Source organism: Sphingomonas panaciterrae, from assembly GCF_036890205.1.
Classification (GTDB): Bacteria; Pseudomonadota; Alphaproteobacteria; order Sphingomonadales; family Sphingomonadaceae; genus Sphingomonas; species Sphingomonas panaciterrae.
The window spans coordinates 1-17,233 of sequence record NZ_JAKNQR010000010.1 but is presented as its reverse complement, the minus strand read 5'-3'; the positions used below and the strand labels follow the sequence as shown (position 1 = coordinate 17,233).

The window sequence follows — 17,233 nt, the reverse complement described above, 5'->3', positions numbered from 1 at the left end:
TCGTTGTCTGGCGAACAAACCTTGAGGTGACGCCAGAATGAGCTGGCCCTCGCATTGCGAGAGGTGGGCCGCATCGAGCGAACCCTGTTCATGATCGACTGGATTCTTGATGCCGGCCTCCAGCGCCAGGCTCAGATCGGCCTCAACAAGGGTGAGGCCCACCACGCCCTAAAGCGCGCCATCAGCTTCCACCGCCGAGGTGAAATCCGGGATCGATCCGGCGAAGGCCAGCACTATCGCATCGCCGGAATGAACCTGCTCGCCGCCATCATCATATTCTGGAACACCATGAAGCTCGGCGAGGTCGTCAATACCCGGGCCGCCAGCGGTACCCATATCGCGCCTGATCTACTCGCCCACGTCTCGCCGTTGGGATGGGAACACATCAATCTAACCGGGGAATATCGCTGGCCCAAATCCTTAGCGTAGGATTCCGCCCCCTCCCGCAAACGCCCCCTACGATTGAGAAGCGCGGCGGAATCTCTTAGATTGATCGCTGGAGGCTTTGTTCGCGGAGACGCGCACATTGCCTTCTTTTCGTTTTAGGAAGCGCTGCCCTAAGCGACAGAAGCCAGAGCTTTGACAATGCGGCATTCCGCGATGGAGCCGACCATGTATCTTGATCCTATCGGTGCAGACACGCGATGATGGCGGTCACGACGGCGGTGGTTTCCGCGACGTCGCGCACCCTCACTGTGTCGAGGCCGATTTCAGCAGCGGGATAGTCATTCCCACCGGGGAATATCGCATCCCCAATGAACAGCATCCCGTCGAGCGGGACACCGCTCTCGGCACTCAGGCGCTTCAGGCCATAGCCCTTGTCGATCCCTGCTCTGGTCACGTCGATCGATGTCGTGCCACCGAGATTGATCGAGAGCTCCGGCAGCTTCGCGCGCAACGTGGCCTGCAACGCGGTCCTCTTCTTTCGGTCAGGATCCCACGCTTCCTTTTCCTTCAGCGGCGCTGCCTGCCCCAGGCCCGAAAAGGTGATCTGGCTGCCCCGGTCCTCGATCCGTTCGCCCCAGATACGTTCGTCGGCGAGACCGGCATCGGTCAGCGCCTGATCGAAGGCCGTGCGGATCTTCGCCTTCTCCGCGTCGTCGAACAGTTCGGCATAGACCGCGCGCCAAGCGCCATTGATGAACCGATAGAGTTTCGTGCCTGTGGTCGGCATCAACCAGAGACGGTCGAGCGCGACGCCGGCAGGAAGGCGCGAGGCGATCTGCTTTTCGAACTGCGGCCAGTCCCCGCCCGAGATCACCGCCACATCCGTGATGGCGAGCAATCGGGCGAGGATTGCGGCCATATCCTCCGATAACGGCCGCTTGCTCTCGGCAAGCGTGCCGTCGAGGTCGAAGGCGATCAGCCACTTCATGCCGCCTTCCCTGCCGGATCGCGGTAGGCGAGCAGCCTGAGCGCATTGATGACGACGAGCAGCGTCGATCCCTCATGAACCGCCACCGCTGGCCCAATGCCGAGGCCGAGGATGGTAGCAGGCACCAGGAAGGCGACGACACCCAGGCTGACGAAGACGTTCTGCCGGATGATTCCACGGGTATGGCGGCTAAGACCGACTGCGAATGGCAGGTGCGCCAGATCGTCGGCCATCAGCGCCACGTCGGCTGTCTCCAGCGCAACGTCCGACCCCGCCGCGCCCATCGCGATGCCGACCGTGGCGCTTGCCATCGCCGGCGCATCGTTCACGCCGTCGCCCACCATCGCGACCTTGTCTTCGCCGGCGAGCTTCTTGATCGCGGCAACCTTGTCTTCGGGCATGAGGTCGCCCCACGCTTCGTCGATCCCGACTTCGTCGGCGATCGCTTCGGCGACTTTCTGGTGATCGCCGGAGATCATTATCATCCGCGACACGCCCATCTCGTGCAGCCGACGCAACGCGGTCTTGGCAGCTTCGCGAGGCGTGTCCATCAGGCCGATCGCGCCCAGGTCGCGGTCCCCCTTGCGGACCACCATTGTCGTGCGGCCGTTCTCGCGCAGCTTCGCGATTGCGTCCTGCGCGCCCTGCCCCAGCGCCGGAATGCCCTCACTTCCGAACATCTCGGCCTTGCCGATCCACACCGTCTCGCCATCCACGCTCGCGGTGACGCCCCGACCGGTCAGGCTCTTGAGGTCGCCGGCAGTCGGCACGGCACGATCGTTCAGACGTTCGCGGCCGTCCTTGACGATCGCTTGGGCCAGGGGATGGTCGCTCAACGCTTCGACGGCGACAGCCAGCGCCAGCAACTCGCCTTCATCGGCGCCATCGACGGGCACGACATCAGTGATGCGCGGACGACCTTCGGTCAGCGTGCCCGTCTTGTCGAAAGCGATCGCTTTGAGCGACCCGAGGTTTTCGAGCGGTGCACCGCCCTTCACGAGCACGCCGCCCCGCGCTGCACGGGCAACGCCCGACAGGACCGCGCTCGGCGTTGCGATCGCGAGCGCGCACGGGCTTGCCGCCACCAGCACCGCCATCGCGCGATAGAAGCTGTCGCGGAACGGCTCGTCGACGACCACCCATGCGAACAGCAGGAGCACTGACAGGACCAGGACGGCGGGCACGAAGATCCGTTCGAACCGGTCGGTGAAGCGCTGCGTCGGCGACTTCTGCGTCTCCGCTTCGCTCACCATCTTCACGACCTTGGCAAGCGCGCTTTCATTGGAACGGCGTGTCACCTCGATCTCGATCGCGCCGCCGCCGTTGATCGTACCAGCAAAAACCCGGCTTTCCGCGTCGACTGCATCGGGCTTGGCGCGTGCCGCTGCGGCATCTGCGACCGGCACCTTGTCGACCGGGATGCTTTCACCCGTGACCGGGGCCTGGTTGATCGCGCTGGTGCCCTTGATGACGAAGCCGTCGGCAGGCAGGCGCTCGTTCGGGCGGACGATGGCAATGTCCCCGACGACCATCTGCTCGACCGGGATTTCGCTGGTCTGCCCGCCGCGTCGCACGGTCGCGGTTTCGGGCGCGAGCTTCGCCAGCGCCTCGATCGCCTTCTTGGCGCGGCCCATTGCATAATGCTCAAGCGCATGGCCGAGGCTGAACAGGAACAGCAGCAGCGCACCTTCGGCCCATGCGCCCAGCGCAGCGGCGCCGGCCGCAGCGACCAACATCAGCGTGTCGATCTCGAACTTCTTCATCCGGAGGTTGTCGATCGCCTCGCGCAGCGTGAAGAATCCGCCGAAGAAATAGGCTGCGATATAGCAGGCGGTCGGCAGCCATTCGGGCGCGCCAGCGACCAGCCTCTCGATCGCGTAGCCGATCCCCAGCAGCGCGCCACAGGCGAGCGCGAAGATCAGCTCGGTATTGGGGCCGAGAAATTCGGCGTGGCTATGGTCGTGGCCATCGCCGGGGCCGTGCTTCTCTTCGCCCGCGCCGTGGCCCCCGGGGCCGTGGTCGTGGCCGGCATGTTCATCGGCAGCGACCCGCTTGCCCACCCTCACCTTCAGCTTGCGAAGCGCAGCGCGCACCTCCTCTTCGGTGGTTTCGCGGCGATCATATTCGACCCGGACAGACCCGCTGGTGCTGGCGCTTGCCTGGACCACGCCGGGCAAGGCGCACAGCGCATCGCTGACCGTGCGCGCCCGACGTTCGTGGTTGATCCCCGTCACCTGCCAGATCGCATGGCCGTAGCGCTCGGTGATTTCGGCACCTGCGGCGCGCACCATTTCGCGCAACCGTGGCAGCGGCAGCTTGGCGGCATCGAAATGGATGCACAGCGCCGCTGGCGTGTTGCCGTCGAGACAGATCACATGCGCCCGCTCGACACCTTCGCGCTTTGACAGGGTTGATACGAGACGGTCCAGGCAGGCATCGGCCGCGTCAGGAAGGTCCGGCAACAACACTGGAATGTCGAGTTCGAGCTTGTCGTTCATGACGACCTCCTTTCGCTTTTCTTGGTTTCGGCGCGCGCGTCGCGCAGGATTTCGACACCGCCCTTGATGGCGATGATGGCGGTGGCGAAGCCGACCAGCAGGTCCGGCCAATTGGTACCCAACCACAGCACCAGCACGCCGGCGATCAGGATGCCGCCGTTGGAAATGAAGTCGTTGAAGCTGAAGGTGGTTGCGGCCCGGAGATTGACGTCCGGATCCTTGAGGCGCTGGAGCAGCCGCAGGCAGAGGTAATTCACGACGCCGGCGATCGCGGACATGACCATCATGGTAGGTCCGATGGGCTCGCTGCCCTGCACGTAGCGCCGTCCGACATCGATCAAGATGCCGCCCGCGAAGATCAGCAGCATGACGCCCGAAGCGACCGCGGCGCGTGTCTTCCATGTCTGGCCCCGGGTGAGCGCCACAAGGCTCAGCGCATACACAGCCGTATCGGACAGGTTGTCGACGCCGTTGGCGATCAGCGCGCTCGAGTCCGCGAAGAAGCCGGAAACGAAGAAGCCCGCAGCGATCGCCGCGTTCAGCAGCAGGACGATCCACAGTGTGCGGCGCTCCTGCCCGCCATTGTTGTCGTTGCCCGGGATCATCCCATCATCTCCTCAAGTGTCAGCAGGGCCAGGAAGCCGACGAAAAACATCGAGCTGATGAGCGGGGTGTCGGGTTTCTCGTGCGCCTCGACCAGCAACTCCTCCGTGACGAGGTAGAGCAGCGCCATCAGCCCGAAGCTGAGGAAGCCGGCGATCATCACCGGCGACAGCGCGGCGACCGGCACGGCAGCGAGCGCGCCGATCGGCAGCAGCAGGGCCAATGCCGAGACGATCACGATGATGCGCAAGCGCGAGCGATAGGTTTCCGCCAGCTCGTCGGTCAGCGTCAGTCCCAGAAATAACACTTCCAGAGTGAGCGCGATCGTCAGCAGGAGACCTGCCTTCTCGCCCGCCACGAAAGCGAGGCCGAGCACCAGGCCGTCGACCAGAATGTCGATGCCGATCGCGGCGAGTAGCGCCATCGGCCCCTTGAAGCGGGCCTCAAGAGCCTTGAGCCCCAGCATGGTCGCGACGCCCGCCGCCCCGCCGATCAACGTCGCGCTGGGCGATGCCTCATGCTTGACCTGCGGCAGGATTTCGGTCGCTGCCGCCGCGAACACGACGCCGGCAGCGAGATGCTGTAGGCCCGCCACGAGGCCAGGTTTCAACTTGGTGCGGCTCGCGACAATCGCGCCGAGCACGACCGCCAGCACAGGCGCAAGCGTATAGAGCAGTGCCTGCATTTCCTAGGACTCCTCCGGGGTTCGGTGGCAGACGCGGATCTTCCCGCGTCGCGTGAACGCGATCGATCCGCCCGCCACGACAGCCCGCGAATGGTCGCCGCGAAACTCGTCACCGGTTCGCTGCGCGCGCAGGATCTCGGTCCTGCCCTTCGGCAGCCAGGTGACGGCCATTTTCAAGCCGTCATCGATGAAGTCGACATCGGCGCGTGTGCCGTCGTCGCAGTACATGATGCGCTGCGCGATTAGTTTCGACGTCAGATGCTTTTCATGCGCCGGCTCGGTAGGCTGGGTCGGCGCTGGATTACACGCCACTATAACCGCCCCGGAGACGAGAACGACGCCGAGGCGCGCGATCGCCAGACCGGCCCGATTCAGGCCGCACAAGGTTGTCACATTTGAAATCGACGTGTCAGACATCGGTCTCTTCCGACGAAGCGCCCTGTGGCGTTCGAAGGCAGGGCAGTTCATCGCGTGCCTTCCTGCTCGCAGATCCGGGTACGGCCATCGCCTTCCACGATGGTGAGCTGCGACCCCTTGAAGGTCGCGGTGGCTGTTTCGCCGACATATTGCAGGCCCTGCGCTGGCGCGGTCAGCATCATCGGCGGTCCCCCGTTGGAGCGCCGCAAATCGATCTGCAGGCCGTTGTCCTTGTAATCGACGAACAGCGGTTCCCCGTCGGAACAGCGATATCTATGCCGCCCCATTTCCCCGGTCGCCACGGCGCTGTCGGACGAATGGATCTGCTGCTCCGTTGGCGGGGCTGGCGGCTTTCTTTCCGAGCACGCCGCGAGCCCGACAACGAGGATGACGGCGGGCAGCACCCGCTTACAGTGCATCATCATCGCGCCTTCCTCCTGTAGCGGAAGGGGACGCGCTGACGATTGATAGCCCGGGCAGGCTGACCTACCCGCCAGCGGAGATAGGTTGCGAGGCGATCGTCAGATTCGACCATCAGGGATCGCAGGCGGCGCAACATCATCGCCGCGAACGGCAGGGAGAGCGCCCCGCGCAGCGTGCAGCTATGCGTTAGCCTGGTGCCGCCATCGTCCCCCGCCAGCTCGTACCGCTCTTCGAGCGTGAACAGATAGGGGATGCCGCAGGACCAAGCGAAGGCGTGCGGTTTATCGAATCGATCAATCCGTGCTGGCGTCCGAATTGGCCGGGTGATGCCCTGGATCGCAAAGGTGCATTCTGTGTCGCCGAGCCGGGACGGATCATCGAGAAATACGAGCGGACTCCACGCCCGGCGATGATCCGGATCGGTGAGTGCCGACCAGATGCGCAGTGGCCCGCCGTGAAGCATCGAGCTGGTTATGGTGCGAGGCATATCCCCATCTCCCAGAGATGGGCGGGGCGATCGCGGATCGCCCTGCCCATCCATCAGGCCAAGTTGTTCACGAAGGTCTGACCGTGGTCGTCCCCTTCATGCTCCTCATTGTAGTGCTCGGGTTTCTCGATCACTTTCTGCCCGAACCGGGCATAGAGTGTCGGCAGCACGAACAGCGTAAGAAGCGTCGCCGAGATCAGACCGCCGATGACGACCGTCGCCAAAGGCTTTTGAACCTCTGCGCCGGCGCCTTCGCCCAGCGCCATCGGCACGAAGCCGAGGCTGGCGACTAGCGCGGTCATGATGACGGGTCGCAGACGCTGCATCGCGCCAACATGCGCGGCTTCCTCGCGGCTCATCCCTGATCGGATCAGATCTTGGATCGAGCTGACCATGACGAGGCCGTTGAGGACCGCGATGCCCGAGAGGGCGATGAAGCCCACTGCCGCCGAGATCGAGAAGTCCATGCCCCGCAGGAACAGCAACAGGACGCCGCCCACCAGCGCGAAAGGCACGCCGGTGAACACGATCGCGGCGTCGCGGACCGATCCCAACGCCCCGTAGAGGAGCAGCAGGATCAAGATGAAGCAAGCCGGAATGACCAGCTTCAGCCGTTCGCTTGCCGATTGGAGGTTCTCGAACTGGCCGCCCCATTCGAGATAGGTGCCGGCAGGCAGCCGGAGTTGGCTGCCGATCGCCGCCTGCGCATCCGCCACGACGGATCCGACGTCGCGGCCACGCACGTTGGCTTGCACCACCACGCGCCGCTTGCCGTTCTCGCGGCTGATCTGGTTCGGACCATCGACCACCTTGATCTCGGCGACGCTGGACAGCGGTACATAGCCGCCGCCTGCCACCGGCACCTGCACCTGTTGGAGCAGGCCGATGTCGGCACGCTGCGCCTCCGACAGGCGGATCACCACGGGGAAGCGACGGTCGCCCTCGAAGATCTGGCCCGATGTTCGCCCGCCGATCGTCGCAGTCACGGTGTCCTGCACATCCTGAGCCGTAACGCCCAACCGCGCCATCGCGTCGCGGTTGACGCGAATGTCGAGCATGGGAAGACCGGTCGTCTGCTCCACCTTCACGTCCGCTGCGCCTTGCGTTCTGCGCAGCACCGCCGCGATTTGCTCGGCCGTCCGGTTCATCTGGTTGAAGTCGTCCCCGAACACCTTCACCGCGATGTCGCCGCGCACGCCGGCGATCAGCTCGTTGACGCGCATCTGGATGGGCTGGGTGATCTCGTAGGCATTTCCCGGAATCTTCGCGAGATTACCCTCGATCCGGCTGACCAGCTCCTCCTTGGGAAGCTCAGGATCCGGCCAATCCTTGCGCGGCTTCAGGATGACGAACATGTCGGTCGCGTTCGGCGGCATCGGGTCGGCCGCCAGCTCGGCGGTGCCCGTCTTGGAATAGACGAATTGCACCTCCGGCTGCTTCGACATCATCCGCTCGATCGGCACCTGCATCGCCTGGCTCTGCTGGACCGACGTTGCCGGAATGCGGAGCGACTGGATCAGCAAATCGCCTTCGTCGAGCTGCGGCAGGAACACCGAGCCGAGCGTAGTGAAAGCAAGCGCCGCCACCACAAGGCTTCCCACACCCGCACCGATCGTCAGCGTCGGGCGCTTCATGGCCCGGTCGAGACCGGGTTCGTAGCGCTTCTTCAGCCACGTGATGATGCGGCCGTCCTTCTCCTCGACCTTCTTCGACAGCCAGATCGCAATCATCGCCGGCACGAAGGTGAGAGAGAGGATGAAGGCGAAGGCGAGCGCGATGATGACGGTCAGCGCCATCGGTCCGAACGTTTTACCCTCCACGCCGGTCAGCGTGAGCAGCGGTACGTAGACGAGGATGATGATTGCCTGCCCGTACACAGAGGGACGGATCATCTCACGCGCAGCGGCTGCCACGGTCGCGAGCCGTTCCTTGACGCTGAGCAATCGGCCTTCATGATGCTGTTGCTCGGCAAGCCGGCGCAGCGCGTTTTCGACAATGATGACGGCGCCGTCGACGATCAGACCGAAGTCCAAAGCCCCAAGGCTCATCAGATTGGCCGAGACCCCAGCGCGCAGCATACCAAAGCCTGTCAGCATCATGGTGATCGGGATGACCAACGCCGCGATCAGGGCCGCACGGAAGTTGCCGAGCAGCAGGAAGAGCACGACGATGACCAGCACCGCGCCTTCGGACAGGTTTTTCGCGACCGTCTTGATCGTCGAATTGACCAGCTCGGTGCGGTTCAGCACCGGCTGAATTACGACGTCAGGAGGCAGCGAAGCGTTGATCGTCTTCAGTTTCTCAGCGACCGCGGTCGACACGATGCGGCTGTTCTCGCCGATCCGCATGATCGCCGTGCCGACGACGACTTCGGTACCGTTCTCCGATGCCGAACCCATGCGGATCGCCTGACCCGTCTTCACAGTCGCAACTTGTTCGACCGTGATCGGCACGCCGTTACGTGTCGCGATCACGGTCCTGGCCAACTCGCTGGCATTGCGAACGAGCGCATCCGAGCGAACAGCCAGACCTTCGCCATTGCGATTGACGAAGCCACCGCCGACGCTGGTGTTATTGCGCTCCAGCGCATTTCCCAGGTCCGTCAGCGTGATGCCGAGCGAGGCCAGCTTCTGCACGTCGGGCACGACGAGGAACTGCTTGGCGTAACCGCCAATCGAGTCGACACCGGCGAGGCCCGGTGTGGTCTTCAGAAGCGGCGTCACGATCCAGTCCTGCGCGGTGCGCAGGTAGGTCGCCTTGTCCTCTTCGGTCGTCAGTCGCTCGCCCTCTGGCGTGATGTAGCTGCCATCGGGCTGTTGGCCCGGTTCACCGGGCTTGTGCTTGTCGTCCTCGCGATGATCGAGACGAACGGTGTACATGTACACCTCGCCCAGGCCTGTCGCGATCGGACCCATTTCAGGGTTCACGCCGTCGGGCAGATTCTCTTGCACGCCCCGCAGACGCTCGCCCACCTGCTGGCGGGCGAAATAGATGTCCGTCGCGTCCGAAAAGACCGCCGTGATCTGCGCGAAGCCGTTGCGGCTCAACGAGCGCGTATATTCCAGGCCGGGGGTGCCGGCGAGCGCGGTTTCGATTGGAAACGACACCTGCTTCTCGACCAGCTCGGGCGAGAGGGCAGGCGCGCGGACGTTGATCTGGACCTGATTGTTGGTGATGTCCGGCACCGCGTCGATCGGTAGCCGGTAGAGGGAAAAGGCGCCGATGGCGGCGACGATGACGGTGAGGAGCAGGACTAGCCAGCGCTTCTCGACCGCCCAGGTTACGATACGGGCGATCATGGCTTAATCCTCGTGGCTCGCTTCGCCCTTGCCGATCTCGGCCTTGAGCGTGAAACTTCCGGTGGTGGCGATCTGTTCGTTGCCGGTCAGGCCCGACCGGACGATCACCGTGTCGCCCGACGCATCGCCGAGCTGGACCGGGGTCGCCTTGAAGCCGGTGGGCGTGCGCACGAACACGACCGACTTGCCCTCGAAACTCTGGACCGCCGTCGTCGGCACGCGGACCGCCCCGCTCCCGCCGCTGCCCGTGAGCTGCACGGCTGCCGTCACAGGCTCGCCGACCCGCCATTCGCCACCGCGATTGTCGAGGGTGGCGAGCGCAGGCACGAGCCGCGTCTGCGGATCAAGCGCCGGCGACACGAAGGTCACGCGGGCGGTCGCCTGACGGCCTGCCGCCTTCACCAGCACCGTATTGCCGGGACGCACCCGGCCCGCATCCTCGGGCTTGAGATTAAGCGCGATCGACACCTGGCTCAGGTTGGCGATGCGATAGAGTTCGGCATCCGCCGCGACCGTTTGTCCCAGCGTCACGGGGCGCGCAATGATCTGGCCCGAGATCGGCGCGGCAATGCCGAGCCGGTTGAGCCCGCCGCCGCCGACACCCGCCGCCGAAACCATGCTCTGCGCCTGCGTCAGGGCGATCCGCGCCTCCGTCGCCGCTGTGCGGGCGGCGATCAGATCCTGTTCAGGGGAGACTCTCTGCGCGAACAGCCGCTGTTCGCGCGCGAGGTTCGAATTAGCGAGCTGAAGCCGCGCCCGCGCCGCCTCGACCTCGCCCTTGATCTGCGCCGCCTCGCGGCTTTCGATGACCGCAATGGTCTGGCCGCGTCCGACCGATTGGCCGAGGTTACGGGTGAGCGCGACCACGCGTCCCGCAATTGCGGCCGAGACGACCTGCGTTCCCTGTGGGTCGCCCTCGATGATCGCGGGCAGCTCGATCGTCCCGGCCCCGCCGATGATCGGCCGTCCGACCTGGACGCCCGCTGTGGCGATCTGGTCGGCACCCAATGTGACGACGCCTTCACCGGCATGACCGCCTTCAGCACCGCCCTTTTCCGTGCCCGCTGCCGTCTCATTGGCAGCTGCGCCTTCGGCAGTTGCCTCGTTTCCGCCATCCTTGCCGCCGCAGGCAGCCAAGAGCAGGGCGAGCGACGCCGCGCCCGCGAGATAAAAGCTCTTCATCACTGATTCCCCCCATTGGGCGCACGAGCGGTCAGTCGCTCCACTTGCGCGCGGGCATTCTGGTAATTGGCAAGCGCGTCGATCGCGGCGACCCGCGTTTCGGCGAGCGTGCGTTCAGCATAGAGCAATTCGAGCTGGCCGAACTTGCCCTCGCGATAGCCGATCCGCGCGATGCGGGCGGCCTCCTGTGCAGCCGCCAGCGCCGGCCCCGACGCCGCACGAGCCGTCGTTGCGGCATTGGCCGCCTGCGCCTGCGCGTCCGTGATCGCCTGTTCGATGTCGAGCGCGGTCACGCGGCGCTGCGCATCCGCCTGGGTCCGCTGCGCGGTCGCCTGCGCAATCGCGGCGCGACCATTGTTGAACACCGGGATCGGGATCGACACGCTGAACACCGCCGCCATGTCGTTGGTCGCTTCCAGGCGGCGGATCGACGGCCCGACGTTCAGGTCAGGCACGCGATTGGCGCGCGCGAGCCGCACGCCGGCTTCGGCAATGGAGAAATCCGCGTTGGCTGCCGCCAGCGCGAGTGTGCCGGTCGTGTTGACCGGTGCCAACGGCCCATAGACGTTCACATCGGGAAGGCGATCGAGCAGCGTGTCATCGAGCAGGCCGTCGATCGGCCGTCCGATCCGACGCGCCAGATTGGCGCGGGCCGCCTCGGCCAAGCGAAGCTGCCGCTCCACATTGGCGTCGGCATTGATACGCGCGACATCCGCGCGCTGTTGCTCGAGTGGCGATGCCCGCCCTGCCTGCACGCGAACGCTCGCGGCCCGCAGCGCATCGCTGGCGATCCGGGCCTGATCGCGGGCTGTCATTACCCGGCGATCGGCCGCGACCGCTTCGACATAGAGCTGCGTTACCTGAAGCCGGACATCCGCCGCGATGATCGCGGCCTGGATCTCGGCCCGGGACAATTGCGCATTGGCGACCGCGACGCGGGCGCCGCGCTTGCCGCCTAGCTCGATCGGGATCGCAAAGCCGACCGTGGTTTCCGCGCTGCGGCCCCCCCGATACGGCCCGGAGCCGATGACATTCTCGACTTGGCCTTGAACCACCGGATTGGGCCGCAAGCCGGCGACTGTGCGACCTGCACGGGCCGCGTCGATTCCAGCTGTCGCCGCTTCCGCAGCAGGGGCCGAACCGCCCGCTGCACTGACCGCTTGGTCAAGCGTGTAGACCGGCGCATCCTGCGCAACAGGCGCGGACGGTCCGACCTGCGCCTGCGCCATCGTGGCGCAAGACGCTGCGGCCAGCATGGCCGCGAGGATACGATTCATGAAAATAGGACTCCTGACGATGATCGACAGGGGCGCGCCAACGCACGCCCAAATCGGACGTCAGGCTTGGGGGGGCCTCAAATGGACCATGCCGGTGCGGCCGTCGAGCGACGCAGAGGCGGAGATTGTCGGCTTGGGCACTGTGAGGACGGGGGTATATTCCATCGTCGTGCGCGCAGGCGCGCCGACGTCGTGTCCGTGACAATAATTGTGATGATGCGGGACATTCTTGTCCGAGTCCGATGGCACCTGATCGATGTCACCGGCGGTATGGACCGTGAACTCAACGCCCGCGATGCTTCCCCCCGCCAGATCGGCGGCATGGGCCATGCCGGAGAAGCTGGTCAGGACCAGCATCAGGCATGTCAGGAAAGGCAAAAAGGCTCGCACTAGCTTGCCTCTATCACGGAAGGGTTTTCATGTCATTGCACTAATTCGAACCAAGGGTCACTGAGCCGGAACCCGAGCGGGATCGGTCGCGCCCGTTCCAGGCGAACCCGACCGCAATGGCGACCGCCATCAGGAGTTGCGCCAGCACCGATTGCCAAGTGGGAAACACGCCGAGCATCGACAGCCGTGGCACGTCCGCGAGCGGTGCGATGTTGATAAGGCCGGCTTCCTGGAGCGCGGCGACGCCTTTACCCGCCAGCACGACGGTCAGGACCGCCATGAGCCAGGAGCTATAGCGGAAGAACTGCGCGATCGGCAGCTTGCGACTGTAGCGAAGCATGGCCCAAGCGATCAGGCTGAGCAGTCCAATCGCCGACCCGGCCCCCGCGAGAAGCATCCCGTTGTCACCTTGCGCCGAAAGCGCGGCATAGAACAGGATCGTCTCGAAGACCTCGCGATAAACTACGACGAACGCCAGCCCGAACAGGAACCAGCCCGACCCGCCCGAGAGCGCCCGCGACATCTTCTCGCGAATATAGCGCTGCCACTGATCGGCCTGCGCCTTGCCGTGCATCCAAATCCCGACCGAGAGCAGCACGACCGCGGCGAACAGCGAGCCAAACCCTTCCGTCAGCTCCCGGCTCGCACCGCTGATCCCGATCGCATAGGTGGCGACCGCCCAGGTGATCCCGCCCGCGATGATCGCGCTGACCCAGCCGCCATGCACGTACCGCAGCGCCTCGCCGCGCTCGGCTTTACGCAGGAACGCGATCATGGCGACAACGATGAGCAGGGCTTCGAGCCCTTCACGCAGCAGGATCGTGAACGCGCCCAGGAACGTGGACGCTTCGGTGGCGGCATCAGGCGCGAGCGCCGCTTCCGCATCGTCGAAAAGGCCGCCCAGTACTGCGACCTTCTCCGCGAGATCATCGGGCGACGCGCCCCGGTCGATCGAGGCGCGGAACTCCCCCATCGCGCCCTCGATTCGACCCATCAGCGTCGCGTCGCGCGCGGTGAGTGTTGGCTCGATCGGCTCGAACCCATCGAGATAGGCCGACAGCGCCAGCTCTTTCGCCATGCGCGCATCGCCGCGCCGCGCAGCCGCCACGCTTTCGGCGAGTTTGGCGCGGGCGACCGCGAGCGAGCCGGGAGCCTGTTGTATCACCTGTTCGGGATGACGACGCAGGAACGCGAGCACTGGGTCAGCCTTGGCGTCGCCGATCGCCGCGCCGAGCGCGGCCGGGGTGAGCGCGACCAGGGTTTTCAGGTCCGGAATGCGCCGGCGAAGGGTCGGGTCGGATTTCCAAAGCCGCTCGCCTTCGCGCGCCTGCGCATCCGTGAAGGCGAAGCTCCCGGCTCGGAATGCTAACGCCCAGCGCTGATCGTTGGGCAGATCGGCGAAGCTCTGCATCGCGGTCCCGTCGATGCCTTGCGTCACCACCTGATAGAGCGCGAACACGCTGCGCTGGCGCGCGCGCTCGGCATCGGTGAAAGCAATCGGGGGCGTAGCGAGCTTGGCGGCGTCAGGGCCACGGCCGTTGCCCGTCATCCCGTGGCAGGACGCGCAGGATTGTCGGAACAGTGCATCGCTGGAGACGAGGTTCGGAGCCTTATCGGGCGCGAGCGGCACCGGGTAGGCGCGCAACAGATCGGCCGCGAGCCCGTGCGCCAATGTTGCCACCTGTTCAGTCGGTCCCTTTTCCGCGATCACCGCCTGGAGGTTGGCAGCCCGCTGGATGAGGGCTTGACGCTCCGGCTTCGCCGGCAGGCCCTGAAGCCGTGTCGAGACCGACGCGGCGAACTCCGTCATCTCGGCATATTCCGACGTGCTCTTGATCCGACCGTTGGCGACCGCGCCGCCATAATCGACGGCCATATAGTCGAGCAGCCGCCATGCGGTTTGCACGTCGCCGGGTTCGGCGATTGCCGCAGCAGGGATCAGCAGCGCCGCGAGCGCGGAGAGCAGCCGCAACGAGAGCATTGCCCGGATCAACGCGAGCAGACGCACTACCGCTCTCCCAATTCGCGCCGAGCGCCAGTGACGATTTCATAAGCGGAGTGGAGGAACAGGAGGGCGATGAGGCCGGCGACGGCGAGGTCCGGCCAGGCGCTTCCTGTCCACGCCACCAGACCGGCCGCGGCGATCACCGCCACGTTGGCGAGCGCGTCGTTGCGGCTGAACAGCCAGATCGCGCGAACATTGGCGTCCCCTTCCCGGAAACGCGCAAGCACCAAGGCGGACACGACATTGATCGCGAGCGCGACAACGCCGATTGTGCCCATCAGTTCGGCATCGGGCGCGGTTGCGTTCAGGGCGCGCCAAATCGCGAAACCGATTACGCCCACGCCAAGCGCACCGAGAAACAACCCCTGCGTCAGCGCGACCTTTGCCCTCGCCCGTGCGGACCAGGCAAGCGCGAGAAGACCGATAAGGCTGATCGACCCGTCCCCGAGAAAATCGAGGGAATCCGCTTTCAGCGCTTGGCTATCGGCGATGAACCCGCCGAACAGCTCGGCGACTCCGAAGCCGAGGTTGAGCACCACGACGGTCAGCAGCGCACGGCGATAGGCCGGATCGGTTTGCGCGCGCGCGGGCTCCCCGTGGCACCCGCAGCTTTCGGTAGAAGCATTCATGCGGCCTTCCTTACCACCTCCAGTCGCTGTAGAAGCAAGCGAAATGTGCGACACGTTCGCATAAGCAAGGATGGCATGATGAAGCCGGTGATGATTGGGCAGCTCGCCAGCGAGACCTCGACGAAGGTGACGACGATCCGCTTTTATGAGTCGATCGGGTTGCTCCGATCCGCCCCTCGCACGGCGTCGGGTCGCAGAACCTACGATGCCAGTGACATTGAGCGTTTGCACTTCATCCGCAACGGTCGCCGGCTTGGCTTCTCCGTCGACGAGATCCGTTCGTTGATGGGGCTGGCGCAGAACCCGGACCAGGATTGTGGTGCCGCCTCAGCTATCGCTGCTCAGCACCTCAAGGATGTGGAGGAGAGACTGGCGCAACTCGCGGTGTTGCGGGATGAGTTGGCAATGCTCAGCCAGAGCTGCACCAAGGCGCGCATGGCCGATTGTCGGATCATGAAGGCGATCGGCAAAGGCCACCCTCAAGCCGATCAATAATAATCGGCCAGCCTGAGCTCGCGCACATCACCCGAGGCCATCGTCAGCTTTACGAGGGTGCCAGCAGGCCGGGAGCGCACTTGCCAGAGCTCCCCACGCGTATAGTTCGCATCGATCGAATGGCCGTTCACCGCCACGATCCGGTCGCCGACCGCCCAGCCAGCCTTTTCCGCGGGACTGTTCGCCGCCACATGAACAACGGTGAGCGCCGTTGGTGAGGCTGCGAGGCCAAGGCCGCTACGGTCCTTCAGCATCGGCAGGCGACGACGAGGACCGAGTGGCCGGAGCCACACGAATCCGGCGGTCACGTCGAACACCACGTCGAATTGAGCGATCAGCGGTAGGCCGACATTGCCAACCGTGCTGGTGGAGAGCCAAGCTCTCATCCCGAGTGTGGGGACGTTCGAGACGCCAAGCCCTTCGATGTTGATGTTCTGGATCGTGAAAGCATCGTTGATACGCACACCATCGACGCCGCCGATCGCCGCGGTCGAGACGAGCTTCCCGTTCAACAGCCCTTGATCGCGGGCATAGGCCGACGAGAGCATCAGCGCGGCCGAGCTGCCAAGATCGATCATCAAGGGCACGGGAGGCAAACCCGAGACGGAAGCTCGAATGAACAGCTCCTGCTTGGCACCGCGCCCGAGCGCGACAGCGCGCCAGTCGGGACCGGCGAGAAACGTGCCTGACTTGACGACCGCCATACGCCTTTTCGCGAAATCGAGCGCGATGCAGCTACCCGTGAACATATCGGCACCGAGGAGGATATCGATCGGTCGTCCGAAGGCCGCCGACACTGAACTCAGATCACCAACGACGGCAAAGGGTAAGCGACGGGTTTCGCGGGCGAGCTGTACGTCGATGTCGCGGACCAGCAGCACCGGGGCCTTGGCGCTCAGCCCGCTAATCATGCGCCGCTCACCATCGTTCAAGCCGAGCTTCGCCGCGAGCGCCGTGCTCATGATCGACGCGCCGCTGCCACTGTCGAGCACCGCCCGCACCGGCACTCCGCGCACTTGTGCCGAAACAAGGAGGGTATCACCCGTGCCGACTTCCAGCGGCTCCCATTCGAGGTGAGCCGCACCGAAGTTCCACGAGCCCGCAGACCGGGAAGTCTGTCGCGCGAGCGTTGGAGAACCGAGCACCAAGCCGGTTCCACAGGCCACCAGCCGCGCCACTAATGAGCGTCGAGACATACCGATTGCTTCAACACGGGCCGTCAAAAAGCCACCTCCAGCCCCCCGTCCGCAGGAGAGCAAATTGCGGTTACATGCTCCAGCCACTGGAGGAGCAAGTGCTTTTGGTGCGCCCGAAAATCCTCAGAAGCGCTTGGAGAACTTTAGATGAAGGATGGTGCAGACCGCTTAGATGCCTTCCCGATAACGAACGGTTCCGGGGGACGCTGGGCCGATCGGGACCGCGAACGGTGTAAACGCTCGCGCTAAGTGGCGGCATTCTGATCGCGCTA

At 64.9% G+C, this 17,233-nt stretch carries 15 protein-coding genes and 1 pseudogene; 2 read left to right on the top strand and 14 right to left on the bottom strand.

The features are described from left to right. Positions 1–30: 30 nt before the first annotated feature. Positions 31–429, top strand: a pseudogene (locus L8F96_RS16280) (Tn3 family transposase); the annotation flags it as partial. 196 nt (positions 430–625) lie between these two features. On the opposite strand, the gene L8F96_RS16275 reads toward L8F96_RS16280, so the two are convergent. The 13 genes from L8F96_RS16275 to L8F96_RS16215 form a co-directional block, all read right to left on the bottom strand. Next, positions 626–1,375 (bottom strand): HAD-IIB family hydrolase, encoded by a 750-nt coding sequence (locus tag L8F96_RS16275; protein ID WP_004212890.1) that lies wholly within the window; start codon positions 1,373–1,375, stop codon positions 626–628. Then, entirely contained in the window at positions 1,372–3,873 is a 2,502-nt protein-coding gene (locus L8F96_RS16270) for a heavy metal translocating P-type ATPase (RefSeq protein WP_004212886.1), read from the bottom strand. The genes L8F96_RS16275 and L8F96_RS16270 overlap by 4 nt, the downstream gene beginning before the upstream one ends. Beyond that, entirely contained in the window at positions 3,870–4,478 is a 609-nt protein-coding gene (locus L8F96_RS16265; RefSeq protein WP_004212885.1) for a cation efflux transmembrane domain-containing protein, read from the bottom strand. Before L8F96_RS16265 ends, L8F96_RS16270 begins: the two co-directional genes overlap by 4 nt. Then, the gene (locus tag L8F96_RS16260) at positions 4,475–5,161 is read right to left on the bottom strand and encodes a ZIP family metal transporter (RefSeq protein WP_004212882.1); all 687 of its coding nucleotides are present in this window, start codon (positions 5,159–5,161) and stop codon (positions 4,475–4,477) included. Before L8F96_RS16260 ends, L8F96_RS16265 begins: the two co-directional genes overlap by 4 nt. 3 nt (positions 5,162–5,164) lie before the next feature. After that, on the bottom strand, positions 5,165–5,578 hold the full coding sequence (locus tag L8F96_RS16255) for a hypothetical protein (RefSeq protein WP_334656694.1): 414 nt from the start codon (positions 5,576–5,578) through the stop codon (positions 5,165–5,167). Positions 5,579–5,625: 47 nt separating this feature from the next. Next, positions 5,626–6,003, bottom strand: coding sequence for a hypothetical protein (locus L8F96_RS16250; protein WP_009824022.1), 378 nt, complete (start codon positions 6,001–6,003; stop codon positions 5,626–5,628). Then, the gene (locus tag L8F96_RS16245) at positions 6,000–6,488 is read right to left on the bottom strand and encodes an SRPBCC domain-containing protein (RefSeq protein ID WP_004212879.1); all 489 of its coding nucleotides are present in this window, start codon (positions 6,486–6,488) and stop codon (positions 6,000–6,002) included. Before L8F96_RS16245 ends, L8F96_RS16250 begins: the two co-directional genes overlap by 4 nt. A gap of 53 nt (positions 6,489–6,541) precedes the next feature. Then, on the bottom strand, positions 6,542–9,787 hold the full coding sequence (locus L8F96_RS16240) for an efflux RND transporter permease subunit (RefSeq protein ID WP_334656693.1): 3,246 nt from the start codon (positions 9,785–9,787) through the stop codon (positions 6,542–6,544). 3 nt (positions 9,788–9,790) lie between these two features. Then, a complete protein-coding gene (locus L8F96_RS16235; protein ID WP_004212877.1) occupies positions 9,791–10,969 on the bottom strand; it encodes an efflux RND transporter periplasmic adaptor subunit in 1,179 nt (392 codons plus the stop codon). After that, positions 10,969–12,246 carry a TolC family protein gene (locus tag L8F96_RS16230; RefSeq protein WP_334656692.1) on the bottom strand — a complete coding sequence of 426 codons (1,278 nt, stop codon included), beginning with the start codon at positions 12,244–12,246 and terminating at the stop codon, positions 10,969–10,971. Before L8F96_RS16230 ends, L8F96_RS16235 begins: the two co-directional genes overlap by 1 nt. Before the next feature lie 60 nt (positions 12,247–12,306). After that, a complete protein-coding gene (locus L8F96_RS16225; RefSeq protein WP_007406840.1) occupies positions 12,307–12,603 on the bottom strand; it encodes a hypothetical protein in 297 nt (98 codons plus the stop codon). A 73-nt stretch (positions 12,604–12,676) separates the two neighbouring features. Continuing rightward, a complete protein-coding gene (locus L8F96_RS16220; protein ID WP_004212871.1) occupies positions 12,677–14,644 on the bottom strand; it encodes a cytochrome c/FTR1 family iron permease in 1,968 nt (655 codons plus the stop codon). Next, on the bottom strand, positions 14,644–15,270 hold the full coding sequence (locus tag L8F96_RS16215) for a cation efflux transmembrane domain-containing protein (RefSeq protein ID WP_004212870.1): 627 nt from the start codon (positions 15,268–15,270) through the stop codon (positions 14,644–14,646). The genes L8F96_RS16220 and L8F96_RS16215 overlap by 1 nt, the downstream gene beginning before the upstream one ends. A gap of 78 nt (positions 15,271–15,348) precedes the next feature. Between L8F96_RS16215 and L8F96_RS16210 the strand changes: the two genes are divergently transcribed. Then, positions 15,349–15,765: a MerR family transcriptional regulator gene (locus L8F96_RS16210; RefSeq protein WP_004212867.1), complete on the top strand. Its 417-nt coding sequence runs from the start codon at positions 15,349–15,351 to the stop codon at positions 15,763–15,765. On the opposite strand, the gene L8F96_RS16205 is transcribed toward L8F96_RS16210, so the two are convergent. After that, complete coding sequence (locus tag L8F96_RS16205) at positions 15,759–16,961, bottom strand: aspartyl protease family protein (protein ID WP_013039112.1); 1,203 nt, start codon at positions 16,959–16,961, stop codon at positions 15,759–15,761. The two genes, L8F96_RS16210 and L8F96_RS16205, sit on opposite strands and share 7 nt — an antisense overlap. Positions 16,962–17,233 lie beyond the last annotated feature (272 nt).